The organism is Pedobacter ginsengisoli (assembly GCF_030244015.1).
GTDB lineage: Bacteria > Bacteroidota > Bacteroidia > Sphingobacteriales > Sphingobacteriaceae > Pedobacter > Pedobacter ginsengisoli.
This window is the reverse complement of record NZ_JASSYX010000003.1, coordinates 278,425-291,709: the sequence shown is the minus strand read 5'-3', so window position 1 is coordinate 291,709 and position 13,285 is coordinate 278,425. Positions and strand designations below refer to the sequence as shown.

Annotated in this window: 14 protein-coding genes; 13 read left to right on the top strand and 1 reads right to left on the bottom strand. The window is 40.9% G+C overall.

What is annotated here, in order from left to right:
* Positions 1–7 precede the first annotated feature (7 nt).
* The 4 genes from QEP08_RS13340 (at position 8) to ric (ending at position 3,501) form a co-directional block, all read left to right on the top strand.
* The gene (locus QEP08_RS13340; protein WP_285058703.1) at positions 8–823 is read left to right on the top strand and encodes a DUF2249 domain-containing protein; all 816 of its coding nucleotides are present in this window, start codon (positions 8–10) and stop codon (positions 821–823) included.
* Positions 820–2,112 (top strand): hypothetical protein, encoded by a 1,293-nt coding sequence (locus QEP08_RS13335; RefSeq protein ID WP_285058701.1) that lies wholly within the window; start codon positions 820–822, stop codon positions 2,110–2,112. The genes QEP08_RS13340 and QEP08_RS13335 overlap by 4 nt, the downstream gene beginning before the upstream one ends.
* On the top strand, positions 2,099–2,434 hold the full coding sequence (locus QEP08_RS13330; RefSeq protein ID WP_285058699.1) for a metal-sulfur cluster assembly factor: 336 nt from the start codon (positions 2,099–2,101) through the stop codon (positions 2,432–2,434). The genes QEP08_RS13335 and QEP08_RS13330 overlap by 14 nt, the downstream gene beginning before the upstream one ends.
* 104 nt (positions 2,435–2,538) lie before the next feature.
* Positions 2,539–3,501, top strand: coding sequence for an iron-sulfur cluster repair di-iron protein (gene ric / locus QEP08_RS13325; RefSeq protein WP_285058698.1), 963 nt, complete (start codon positions 2,539–2,541; stop codon positions 3,499–3,501).
* A 65-nt stretch (positions 3,502–3,566) separates the two neighbouring features.
* Here ric and QEP08_RS13320 read toward each other — a convergent pair whose 3' ends face one another.
* Positions 3,567–4,826, bottom strand: a complete 1,260-nt coding sequence (locus tag QEP08_RS13320; protein WP_285058697.1) for a hypothetical protein — start codon at positions 4,824–4,826, stop codon at positions 3,567–3,569.
* A gap of 135 nt (positions 4,827–4,961) precedes the next feature.
* On the opposite strand from QEP08_RS13320, the gene QEP08_RS13315 reads away from it, so the two are divergent.
* The 9 genes from QEP08_RS13315 (at position 4,962) to QEP08_RS13275 (ending at position 13,275) form a co-directional block, all read left to right on the top strand.
* Positions 4,962–5,441 (top strand): c-type cytochrome, encoded by a 480-nt coding sequence (locus QEP08_RS13315; protein WP_285058696.1) that lies wholly within the window; start codon positions 4,962–4,964, stop codon positions 5,439–5,441.
* Between the two features lie 19 nt (positions 5,442–5,460).
* Entirely contained in the window at positions 5,461–7,455 is a 1,995-nt protein-coding gene (gene nosZ / locus QEP08_RS13310) for a Sec-dependent nitrous-oxide reductase (protein ID WP_285058694.1), read from the top strand.
* Between the two features lie 63 nt (positions 7,456–7,518).
* Complete coding sequence (locus QEP08_RS13305) at positions 7,519–8,553, top strand: nitrous oxide reductase accessory protein NosL (RefSeq protein WP_285058693.1); 1,035 nt, start codon at positions 7,519–7,521, stop codon at positions 8,551–8,553.
* Positions 8,550–9,788, top strand: coding sequence for a nitrous oxide reductase family maturation protein NosD (gene nosD, locus QEP08_RS13300; RefSeq protein WP_285058691.1), 1,239 nt, complete (start codon positions 8,550–8,552; stop codon positions 9,786–9,788). The genes QEP08_RS13305 and nosD overlap by 4 nt, the downstream gene beginning before the upstream one ends.
* Positions 9,785–10,504 (top strand): ABC transporter ATP-binding protein, encoded by a 720-nt coding sequence (locus tag QEP08_RS13295; RefSeq protein WP_285058689.1) that lies wholly within the window; start codon positions 9,785–9,787, stop codon positions 10,502–10,504. The genes nosD and QEP08_RS13295 overlap by 4 nt, the downstream gene beginning before the upstream one ends.
* Positions 10,501–11,268: an ABC transporter permease subunit gene (locus tag QEP08_RS13290; protein ID WP_285058688.1), complete on the top strand. Its 768-nt coding sequence runs from the start codon at positions 10,501–10,503 to the stop codon at positions 11,266–11,268. Before QEP08_RS13295 ends, QEP08_RS13290 begins: the two co-directional genes overlap by 4 nt.
* A 31-nt stretch (positions 11,269–11,299) precedes the next feature.
* Entirely contained in the window at positions 11,300–11,782 is a 483-nt protein-coding gene (locus tag QEP08_RS13285) for a hemerythrin domain-containing protein (protein ID WP_285058687.1), read from the top strand.
* Between the two features lie 150 nt (positions 11,783–11,932).
* Positions 11,933–12,520, top strand: coding sequence for an RNA polymerase sigma factor (locus tag QEP08_RS13280; protein WP_285058686.1), 588 nt, complete (start codon positions 11,933–11,935; stop codon positions 12,518–12,520).
* On the top strand, positions 12,517–13,275 hold the full coding sequence (locus QEP08_RS13275) for a hypothetical protein (RefSeq protein WP_285058685.1): 759 nt from the start codon (positions 12,517–12,519) through the stop codon (positions 13,273–13,275). Before QEP08_RS13280 ends, QEP08_RS13275 begins: the two co-directional genes overlap by 4 nt.
* The last annotated feature ends 10 nt before the right edge of the window (positions 13,276–13,285 follow it).

Here is a 13,285-nt window from a genome sequence, read left to right as displayed (position 1 = left end):
TTGTTTTATGAAAATCAATGCACATACGCGGATAAAAGTGTTGTTGGATCAAGACCAGGTCCGGGTAATTGACAGTCTTATAAAATTAAAGAGCAATTTTTCCAAACTGCGGAATCCAATACTGCAGAATCTGCTGGCGCGTCGAGTGACTATCGCCGATGCCTGCAAAATGGGTAAATGTGAGATTGAAGATTTCCTGTCCAGTATGCAACAAATCGGCTTCGTTATTGATGAGGCTATCAGTGAGCCAATAATACCAAAAGAAAACCCCATTGATTTTAACCATCAGACAACAGTGCTTGAACTGGACGCCCGCACCTTTCTTAACCAAAAAAAGGATCCGCTCAGGGAGATTCTTCAGATGGCGAATCGGGCTGGTATTGGAGAGCGGTTGAAGGTCATCAATTCGTTTGAGCCAGTACCTTTGATCAGCTTACTGGCGGATAAAGGTTTCCTGCATCACACAGAGGTCGTTGAAAAAGATTTGGTAGTGACCTGGTTTGAAAAAACAAATGGTGACACTGTCTTGGCAGAATTGCCATCTGAAGATTATGGGGCTAATGAACAACATGCATTTGATATGGTATTGCAACAATTCCCTCATGAAAAAATTAAATACATAGACGTTCGCCATCTTGAAATGCCTCTGCCAATGATGCAAATCTTAGAAAGTGCTAATGCATTGAATGATGGTGAGTTGTTGTACGTTTATCATAAGAAAGTGCCTGTATATCTACTTCCTGAATTGAAAAAGAAAGATTTAATATTCTTGCTGAACCATAAATCGGCCACAGAGGTGGATATGTTAATTTATGGACTATGAGCGCTGTCAGTCATCATAACCCGCTTTATAAAATTGTTGTAACCCATTATTTGCTCGCAGGCTTATTTTTTCTGACACTGACCATAATGCTCTTGTTTTCTGTTGGAGCTTTATCCGGACATTATTTTCAGCCAAAGGTCCTGGCACTGACCCATACAGCGGCATTAGGATGGGGAACAATGATCATATTTGGTGCATTGTATCAATTGCTTCCTGTTATACTGGAAACGGAATTATACAGCCTCAGACTTTCCTGGTTCAGCCTGGCTTTCTTTGTCCCCGGGATAATTCTCCTTATTTATTGCTTTTGGATTTTTGATCCGGGATTATATATGCAGACAGGCAGTGTGCTGGTCCTTACAGGGATTATATTATTTAATGTCAATGTTTTCTTTACGGTTAAGCATAAAAAGCAGGAGTCTATTTTTCAGGAATTTATCATTACATCTTGTCTATGGCTAACTTTAACGGCTCTGCTAGGTACTTTAATGGTATTTAATTTCCGGTTTTCCTTTTTTCAAAAGGATCACCTGCACTTTCTCAGATTACACGCGCACATGGGGATTGCGGGATGGTTTCTGATGCTCATTGTTGGGGTCAGCGCAAAGTTGGTCCCTATGTTCCTGGTCTCTAAATATCAAAGGAAATATCCCCTTTCTCTAAGTTATTATTTTATAAATGCAGCGCTTTTATCGTTTCTCATAGACGGATATTTTCAGGGGATTGGTTTTATGACTTATTTTATTGTCCTGCTGGGTGCTGCAGGCGTGTCTTTTTATCTGTTTTATATTTTCCGTTGTTTTAAATCACGTATCCGGAAGGAAGTCGACCTTCCGATGATGAAGACTTTGTTTTCATTTGTCTTTCTCACCGCTGGTATATTGATCCTGCCTTTTATATTGTATTACCATTTAAGAAATGATCCCTTTACAGTAAATATGTCCATGCTTTATGGAATTCTAGTCTTTATGGGATGGATCAGTACTTTGGTGTTGGGGCAGACTTTCAAAACATTGCCCTTTGTTGTTTGGCTGAAGCATTATGGACATTTAACAGGGAAGGTTAAAACCCCAGTTCCCGCGGAACTCATAAATAGCTTACTGCTATATATCCAGTTTGCTGCATTTATTTCGTTTTTACTGGCATTTACTGTAGGTTTTATTCTCGTTTCCTCTACGCTGAAATTTATAGGTGTATGTAGCCTCATCATAACAGCTTTGAGTTACTGTACGCAGATCATTTGCCTGCTTTTGCATAAAACTAAGACTGAAGATTATGATCACATTTGATGTTCCGTCACATTTATCCAGTAAGAGAGGCGATTTTATAAATGCCTTAAAAACCGTTATTGATCCGGAATTGGACGTCAACATTGTTGACCTGGGTTTGATCTATAGGATAAAACTCGATGCGGCTAAAATGTGCATTGTACTGGAAATGACCTTGTCCTCAAAATTCTGTCCTATGGGAGAAAGTATTTTATCGGCTGTTAAAAATTGTATGGAGCGGAATTTTCCTGATTTTATAACAGAGGTCGCCCTTGTTTGGGAGCCGGAATGGAACTACGAATTCATATCCGCTGAAGGAATAAGGGCACTGGAAGGGTACTAGTATTGAGCAGAAATATTATTTTCAATGTGATTGAGATCATAAAGACCGGACATCCCTGCGGGTAAATTTGTCTTAATATATACGGTCAATTAAAATAAAAAAAAATGGAAACTATAAACACACTAGATGTGACTGCTTTGGAGCCACGCCTAAAACATCCCAGGATTTTTGAAATATATGATGGATTAAATCCCGGAGGATCCTTTATAATTTATAATGATCATGACCCTAAACCACTGTATTACCAGCTGCTCGCAGAACGCGGAACAGGTTTTTCATGGGAATATCTGGAGAATGGTCCGGAATTATGGAAAGTTAAGATTTCTAAAAATGAAAGCAGCAGACAGGAAGAGACAATCGGGGAAATCGTAACCCGGGACTTCCGTAAAGCTCAGGTCTTTAAACGCTTCGGTATTGATTTTTGCTGCGGAGGAAAAAAGACCATCAAAGAGGTTTGCGACAAGAAGGGAATTGATTTGACGGAGGTAACAAGCGCGCTGGAGCAGATCAACAGTGACACACCGGCTGGTGAAAACGATTATTTGAAATGGGATATCGGATTTTTAACTGATTATATCATCAACACTCATCACCAATATGTAAAGGACAATACTTCATTTATTGCGGAACTGGCAAATAAGGTGGCAAGAGTACATGGTGAGCAGCACCCTGAAGCCATTGAGGTTGCCAGATTGTTTAATGAGGTTGGTGCGGATCTGATCTTGCACCTGAGTAAGGAGGAAAAGGTGCTTTTTCCCTTTATCAAGGAATTGGCCATTGTTCAGCGCAATGGAGGATTGCTTCCTGAAACTGCCTTTGGGAATGTTTCCAATCCAATTCATATGATGGAATCGGAGCATGAGCAAGCTGGTGAGATATTGCATGCGATACGGGAAATTACAAACGATTTTACATTACCGGCGGACGCTTGTAATTCCTACACAATTCTGTATAAAAAGCTTGATGAGTACGAGAATGATCTGCATAAGCATGTACATTTGGAAAATAATATCTTATTCCCTAAAGCACTATTGGCTGAGAAGGAATTGCAAATGCCTACAAATTAACGCTCAGAATCATCAGGTTAGAATGAAACCACTGTAATCGAATTACAGTGGTTTTTTGTTGCTTTCTAAAAGTTATTTTTCAGGAATATTCTCGCAAGCCCGGTTGCCATTACAATGGCACTCAGGAATAAAATTATATTTGTGTTAAATGGTGTTTGGAATATAATGGCATCGAAAGCCTGTAACATTAACATACCTTCCTGCAATAATACCCCGAGAATAAAAATAAAAAGCCCTGATTTGCTCAACTCCATGCCTCCTTTTGCCAGGATCTCGACAAAAACGCCAAGAATGAAGAAGGAAATAACACCCAGAAAGCACAGATGCAGGTAACCTATAATTACAGGTCTGAGGCTAAAAGCGAAGTCACTAAGATATGGGATAATGGATAAGCTCTGTAAAATGATTTTCAGGCAAAATGAAGCATATGCCAGTGCCCATAAATAATTTGTCATTTTGTTCAATCGGATGTCAGGGCTGTTGTGAATTACTTGTAAAAGTCTGTAATTATAAAAAAGTACACCCAATTGAAGTACTGCTGAGATCGCTGCAATCCAAAATAAATAGGATGGTACTTTTAGTCCCAGGATAGACAGCAAATAGGTGGGAACAACGGTCAATGCCAGGATATAGAAAAGGTTCTTACTGATCTTTGATAAATTTAGCTGACTTTCTCCTTTGAGTAAGGAGAATAGCAGTCCCAGACATGCAAATATAAACCAGCCATTGTACTGAAAGTGGAGAAAAAAATAAATGGCTGAAAAATAAAGATCCTGAACAACGATATGGCTGGCCATTAAATAAGCCAATGCAAAGGGCCCGATTGAAGAAACCCCTAAAAGTATCAGCGCGGATTTAAACCAGATTGTTATATGCTGACCTTCCTTTATGCATCTCAGATCTTTCCAGCAATAGAAGATGAAGAAATAGGAAACGAAAATCGATAGCGTGGAAAATGCAATGGAAAGCGCTGCGTATCCCTGGAAAATGAACGTAATTAGCATACCATATGCAGTAACTGTATTGGCCATGAGTATCCAATGGTATTTTTTGCAATTGGTTGTCTGTCCGGATTTGATGAGGTAATTTACCATCAAGGCCATTAGTGCCAGGGATACCCAGCCTGCAAATGCGAAATGTGAATGACCGTGCAATAAATATTTTTGGTTAATCAGTGGTAACGGGAAATTTATCTTGTACCGTAAAACGACGCCTGCCAGGGCGACGATAAAAAAATTGATCAGGGCAATTCTGATCCACTTAATACTGTTGAACTGAATGGTTTGCATAAATAGCGGAGATGGATGTTTCACTGTTTTAATCATTGTGAATTAAGGTAATTTGGATTATATGTAATTTGATAAGAATCACGTTTTTTCGCTTATTAATATGATTTAAATCATATTAATAAAAGAATTACAGCCGTATCATTACATCATAAATAAAATCAACAACATGTTATGAAAAAGCTGTTTTTTATACTTTCAATGGCCTTATTTGTTTCCGGATGCGCAAGTGAAGGCAATTCTGATGCGAGCGGCACCTCCGGTCAGCCTGCCACGGGCGAAACAAAGGCACCAGGTACCGACACTTACGATCCAAATCGGGGTGAGGGTAAATTTACCGATGTAAAAGTTGGCGACCGGCTGGACGGGGTTATGGCTGGCAGAGGCGAGAAAATTGCAGACCTGAAATGCATTTCCTGTCATAAGCTTACTGACGAAAAGCTGGTAGGACCGGGCTGGTCGGGTGTGACCAAGCGCCATAAGCCTGAGTGGATCATGAATTTTATGACCAATACGGATGCGATGATCGACAAAGATCCAAAGGTTCAGGCTATGCTTGAAATCTGTATGGTACGTATGCCTAATCAAAATTTAAGTGACGCTGATGCGAGAGATATCCTGGAATTCCTCAGGAAAAATGATGGTGTGAAATAACAAATTAAATGTGATTTTTATGAAAAAGACTCTATACATATTATGTTCATACACAGCAGTACTGTTACTCATGAACCTTTCTGGCTGCAAGCCAAAAAACGCAGGTGACGCCATTGGTAGTGATGCTGCTGGTAAGGTCTACGTGGCGCCTGGAAAATACGATGAGCTGTACAATTTTGTTTCCGGGGGTTTTAGCGGCCAGGTAAGCGTCTATGGTATTCCTTCCGGACGTTTATTGCGGGTGATCCCGGTTTTTTCAACAGACGCGGAAAAAGGTTGGGGATACAGCGAGGAAACAAAACCAATGTTAAATACTTCTCACGGAGAAATTCCATGGGGTGACCAGCACCATCTTGATCTTTCGCAAACCAATGGAGAGCTGGATGGACGTTGGCTATTTGCCAATGAGAATAATACCCCACGTATCGCGAGGATTGATTTAAAGACCTTTCGGACTGCTGAAATCATTGAGATCCCGAACAGTGCAGGAAACCACTCTTCTCCTTTTATTACCGAGAATACGGAATATGTAGTAGCGGGAACACGTTTCAGTGTCCCAATGGACAATGAAAATGGGGATGTGCCGATCAGTTCCTATAAAAAGAATTTTAAAGGTACTTTAAGTTTTGTAAGTGTTGCCCCTGCAAACGGCGAAATGAAAATAGCTTTCCAGATGCTGTTACCGGGTATGAATTTCGACCTGAGCCACAGCGGAAAAGGACCAAGCAGCGGATGGTTTTTCTTTAGTTGTTACAATTCCGAACAAGCCCACACTTTATTGGAAGTGAACGCTTCCAAAAGAGATAAGGATTATATCCTTGCAGTGAACTGGAAAAAAGCGGCGGAATACGTGAAACAGGGTGAAGGTAAAAAGGTTAAAGCCAATTTTGTACACAATACTTATAGTGAGTCTACACATACCGCTACCTCGAAAATGGAGTCAGAAGTGACGCTTATAGACGTCAGAGACTTTCCGGATCTGGTATATATGATACCATGTCCAAAATCTCCGCATGGATGTGATGTGGACCCAACCGGTGAATACATAGTGGGCAGCGGAAAATTAGCGGCGCTTATCCCGGTCTTTTCTTTCAGTAAAATTCAGAATGCCATTGCAAACAAGACATATGATGGCAGCTATGGTGGCATACCGGTATTAAAATACGAAGCTGCCTTGTACGGTGAGGTTAAAAAACCAGGACTTGGACCTTTGCATACGGAGTTTGATGGCAAGGGAAATGCATACACCACTTTCTTTATCTCTTCGGAGATTGTAAAATGGAATGTTAAAGATCTCAAGGTTTTAGATAGGCAGTCTACCTACTATTCTCCAGGACACCTGACCATTCCTGGTGGCGATACCAGAAAGCCATATGGTAAATACCTTATCGCTTATAACAAGATCACTAAAGACCGTTTTTTACCTACCGGACCTGAACTTTCTCAGAGTGCGCAGCTTTTTGACATTAGTGGTGATAAGATGAAATTGCTGCTGGATTACCCGACTATTGGTGAACCGCATTACGCCCAAATGGTTCCTGCAGAATTGATTTCTAAAAACTCACAAAAGATTTTCAGATTGGACGAAAACAAGCATCCTTACGTGACTATGGGCGAGAAAAATTCGAAAGTAGTAAGAGTGGGCAGCAAAGTACATGTTTACATGACCGCAATGCGCTCACACTTTTCTCCTGATAATATTGAGGGTGTAAAAGTCGGGGATGAAGTCTACTTTCATGTTACTAACCTGGAGCAGGATTGGGATGTACCGCATGGTTTTGGGGTAAAAGGTAATAGAAATGCAGAACTGCTGGTTATGCCGGGCGAAACCACAACGCTTAAATGGGTGCCCGAGAAGGCTGGAATATTCCCGATTTATTGTACAGATTTCTGTAGTGCTTTGCACCAGGAGATGCAGGGCTATGTCCGGGTTTCGGTAAAAGGCTCAAAGGTTCCGATTTCTTTCAGTCTTGGTAAAAATTCTGAAGCTGCTGACGAAATACTGAAAAAATAATACCCAATAGCTCGGGCCGTGCTTTTTGGCATAGTCCGGGCTGTTTTATCTCATGCTACACTTATGAAATCTACAGATTTAACCACCACAAATAGAATCATCGTGTTGGTTTGCGGGCTTGCTTTACTTGTTGTTCTGTTTGTTCCTTTATGGCAAATAGAACTGGCGGCACCGCAATACCCAGAAGGACTTGTATTAAAAATGTATCCTCATAAGCTGGCGGGTAATGTTGACATCATCAATGGACTGAATCATTATATCGGCATGAAGACACTCCACACAGAGGATTTCGTGGAATTCACCATATTGCCTTACTTTATTACTTTTTTTGCGGTGTTTTCGTTCGCTGTTGCCATATTCTTGCGTACGTTTAAATGGCTTCTGGGTTTATTTTCTGTTTTTGTAATCTTTGGTATTGTTGCGATGACCGATTTTTGGAGGTGGGAATACCAATATGGACATGACCTGGATCCAAATGCGGCCATAAATGTTCCGGGGATGAGTTATCAGCCTCCGCTTATTGGCTATAAACAATTGCTGAATTTTGGCGCTTATTCTTTTCCCGATGTAGGAGGGTGGCTTTTTATTGGAGTAGGATTGGCTCTGCTAGCAGCAATGTTTCTAAACTATAAGCATCAAAAAAAGCTCAGCTATGGAAATGGAAAAACCCCGATTCTCTTGTTTTTAACCTTAATCTTACTAGTTGCTTCATGTAATGTTGAACCACAACCATTGAAAGTTGGCGCTGATGCCTGTAGCTTTTGCAAAATGGTGGTTGCGGACAAGCATTTTGGCGCAGAATTGATTACAAAAAAAGGCAAAATCTATAAGTTTGATGATCTTCACTGCCTGATGGAATTTCTGAAACAAAAGGTGATTAAAAAAGATGATATTCAGTGTACATATACTGTGGATTATGAAGCACCACATGCATTGATAGATTTACATAAAGCCTTTTTGCTGAAAAGTGAAGATTTAAGGTCTCCGATGGGGAGTAATGTTGCCACTTTTTCTGCAGAAAAACAGCTGAAATTAACTATGCGGTCTTTAAAAGGAGAGCGGGTCTTGTGGGAAACATTAATGCCTGTAGAAAAATGAAAAGGGTACTGAGCGTAATGACAATCATTTGTGCTGTTGCAATGACGGCCCAGTCTAAAGTCATCAGGGTCGGGTATACAAAAAGCATAAGGTCAATCCAGCAAGCGGTTGATCTTTCCCAAAATGGAGATACTGTCCTGGTTGATCCCGGTACTTATATGGAGAAAAACATCATCATTCAAAAATCAATTACTTTGAAGGGCATTAATTACCCGGTGCTTGATGGTGAAAACGAGTTTGCCATCATTTCAGTAAAGACCAGTAATGCAACAATAGAGGGCTTTAGGTTGCAGCATACCGGTCGCTCGGAGATCAGGGATCTTGGGGCTATTATGATCTATGACAGCTACAAGGTGTGTGTGTTAAATAACATTTTAGAGGATACCAATTTTGGCGTGTATGTTCAGAACAGTAAAAGGTGCACGATAAAGGACAATTCGATAACCGCTTACGGGAAAGATGAGGTCCAAAGCGGAAATGGTATTCATTGCTGGCGATCGGACAGCCTGGTGATCATAGGGAATAAAATAAAGGGACACCGTGACGGGCTTTATTTTGAGTTTGTCAAAAATTCCCTGATCTGGAGAAACGTAAGCACCAGAAATGTGCGTTATGGGATTCACTTTATGTTTTCTAACCGCAATACCTATGTTTCCAATATTTTCGAGCGAAATGAAGCAGGGGTTGCGGTCATGTACAGCAAAAATATTCATATGTACAATAACCATTTTTTAAATAACTGGGGGGACGCAGCTTACGGGATTCTGCTGAAAGACATTACCGACAGTGACATCTCAGGCAATTATTTCAGGAAAAATACGGTTGGACTGCATATGGAAGGTTGTAGCAGAATTGAACTCTATAAAAACATTTTTAATAGTAATGGCTGGGCTGTAAAAATTCAGGCAAGCTGTGACAATAATGATTTTACCCGGAATAATTTCCTGGGAAACACATTCGATATAGGCACTAACGGTTCCTTAGTGCTCAATACTTTTACAGGCAATTATTGGGACAAATACGAAGGTTATGACCTGCATAAAGATAATGTGGGCGATATCCCTTACCATCCGGTAAGCATGTATTCTATGATCATCGACAGCAATCCGGCAGCCCTGATGCTCTTCAGGAGCCTGATTGTAGGACTACTGGATAAGACAGAAAAGATATTACCCGGGGTAACCCCTGAAAATTTAAGGGATAATAAACCTGTAATGAAACAAATCAAGCTATGATCACTGTAAGAGACCTTACAAAAACCTTCGTTAAATTAAAAGCTTTAAATGACATCTCGCTTTCTTTTCAAAGCGGTGAGTGTATTGCTTTACTAGGGCCAAATGGCTGCGGGAAAACCACTTTGATCAAAGCCATCCTGGGAATGGTAGTGCCCAACACCGGAAGCATCGAATTTAAAGGGCAATCCATACTTGGCCAGTGGCAATACCGTAATCTTATTGGCTATATGCCTCAAATAGGCCGGTATCCGGAAAATATGACGATCGCCAATGTTTTCGAGATGATGAAGGACATCAGGAGGGACAGCCGGAGAATATTGGATGAAGACCTGATCAGCAGTTTTAACCTGAATGATTTAATGCATAAGAAAATGCATACATTATCAGGTGGCACACGCCAGAAGGTCAGTGCGGCTTTGGCTTTCCTGTTTAACCCGGACGTGCTCATACTGGACGAGCCTACGGCAGGACTTGATCCGCTGGCTTCAGAAAGACTTAAAGAAAAGATAGCAAGTGAGAAAGAGAAGGGCAAACTGGTATTAATTACCTCACATGTGCTGAGTGAGCTCGATGACCTGATCACGGAGGTGTGCTATATGCAGGAAGGACAACTTGCTTTTCACAAAAAGCTGGATGATCTCAAGGCAGAGACCGGTGAAGATAAACTTTCAAAGGCTATTCCTCAAGTCTTAATGTTCCAATCCATTCTGATATGAAGAAAATACTAAAATATGTAGTGGTAGATATCGTACAGAATAAGATTGTGCTGATATATACTTTTTTATTGTTGCTTATATCATTAAGCGTGTTTAACCTGGAAAGCAATTCAGCTAAGGGCCTGTTGAGCCTGCTGAATATTATATTGATCCTGGTGCCCCTTATCTGTATTATTTTTTCTACTATTTATATCTATAATAGTTCGGAGTTTATAGAATTACTTGTCAGCCAGCCACTGAAAAGAAAATCTATATGGATCAGTTTATTTGGAGGATTAGCTTCCTCATTGTCGCTCGCTTTTTTTATTGGCGGCGGGATTCCGATTTTGTTGTATCATGCCGATTCAACTGGATTCATGATGATTGCAGTGGGCCTGTTTCTGACCGTGGTTTTTGTCAGCATTGCTATGCTGGCGGCTGGTATGACAAGGGACAAGGCCAAGGGAATAGGGCTTTCTATATTGCTGTGGCTTTATTTTTCGCTCATCTTTGATGCTCTTGTGTTGTTTTTCCTGTTTCAGTTCCAGGACTATCCGCTGGAAAAGGCAATGGTATGTTTCAGTTTTCTTAACCCTATTGATTTGGCCCGGATCCAGATCTTACTGCAAATGGACATCTCGGCACTAATGGGCTACACAGGGGCTGTGTTCAGAGAATTTTTTGGAAATGAGATTGGCGTTGCACTTTCTTTTGTTGGACTGTTTCTCTGGATCCTGTTTCCATTGTTATTGTCCCTGAAGAGATTTAATGAGCGGGATTTATAGAAGTCAAATTATAGTTTAAACACGAAAATTTATGAAAAGCAGACCCATTAAGCGTAGTGACGCGTTAAAAAGACTATCCCGTGAGCACCACTTCGGACTTCTTTTTACATGGAAAATAAAACAGGGATTAAAATTAAATGTGGAGACATCCCGGCTGCTGGATTATCTCAACTACTTTTGGGAAGGCCATTTGAAGGGCCATTTCTTTAGTGAAGAGGTCTTGTTGTTTAACAAAATTGATGCAGATGTATGTAAACAGGCTAAATTGGATCATCAGATGATAGCTAACCAGATTGAACAGCTCAATTCTACGAAACAAGACGATCGTAATGCATATCAAGTGCTGATCGACAGACTTAACGATCATATCCGTTATGAAGAACGTGTCGTATTTCCATACCTGGAGGATTCGTTGTCTGCTTCACTTGCCGAACTTATGAATGCATTGGAGGGCGGACATACAGAGGATTTTAAAGATGTTTATCACGATCAGTTTTGGGTTTTGACGAGGTAGCAATCTTCGTAAAACAGAACCATCAGGACGGAAACAGAGAGGTAATGTGGTCATTAGAAGGGCAGGGCCTAAGAGGGTATGGTGAAGTATGCAGATTGGTTATGAAAATATAACTATTATTGTAACTTAGCTAGTACATTAGTTTACATAATGGCTTTACATTCAGATACTGAAATTATTGAGGGGCTGAAGAGAGGTGGGTCACAAAGACGAATTTTTGAAAGAGATTTGTATCAGGGATATTTTTACCTGATCAGCCATGGCATAAAAAAATATAACATCACAGCTGAAGATGCCGCCAGCGCATACTCCGATACTATAATCAGCATTATCGATCAGATCATTGCAAACCGGTTTGAAGGGCGTTCTGCCTTAAAATCTTATGCCTACCAGATTTTTTCGAACAAATGTGTTGACCTTTTTAGAAAAGACACGACTAATAAGAGGAAAGCTGATCATGGAACAGCCCTGGACAGCCTGGTGTTTGAGCTTCCCGATAAGGCGAGAACTGCAATTCAGCAGATCATAGCAAAAGACGAGTGGAGAAATATGATGCAGAAGCTGCAGGAGCTTGGAGAAAAATGTAAACAGGTTCTGCTTTTTTTTGAAGATGGATACAGTGATAAAGAGATCGCGGGTTTTATGGAATACAATTCAGCAGAGGTAGTGAAAACAAGCCGCCTGAGGTGTCTGGATAAGCTAAGAAAAATGATGGGTACTAATGATATTGTGAAATGAGTGACCTGATGTCTTATATCGCTTCCTATTTTGAAGGTTCCCTGACCGCTGGAGAACGGGCGTTGTTTGAAGAAAGGTGTGTATCTGATCCTGAATTTGCCAGGGAGGTCGCGGCTTACATAGTAATGAGAGATTCCCTGAAGCAAGCACTGGCCGGGCAAAAAAGAAATGAATTTGCCGGACTTTATGAAGAAATTAAGGGTGGTGAACAGGTGAAAAATGCGGAAGGACGCAAATCTTACTATCTGTTTAAGAATTTTGTATGGTATGCGGCAGCAGCCTGCATAGGTTTGATTGCCACCTGGCTCATCTTTTTCAGAAGCCCTGAACCGGAAGATCTGGCACAGGAATATGTGGCGACAAACTTTAGCACACTGAGTACCACAATGGGCGGGGTGACAGGAAGCAAAAAAGACATGCAGCAAGGCATCGCTGCCTTTAATGAAAAGCAATATAAAAAAGCTTTGCAGGTCTTTCAGACACTGAGTACTGATTCGGCGGCCAGGCCCGAAGCAGTCAAAAATCTTGGCATCACTTACCTGGTGACCGGTGATCACAGCAATGCAATCAGGCAGTTTGATGTGCTGGCAAAAATGGACCTGTATGTCAATCCGGGACTGTTTTACAAGGCAGTCGTATTGATGAAAAGAGGACAGGACGGGGACAGGGTGATGGCAAAAAAATATCTTAAGCAGGTAGCAGACCGGGACCTGGCGGGAAGCAAAGAAGCTAAAGTTTGGTTAGAAAAATTATAAAACCCTATTC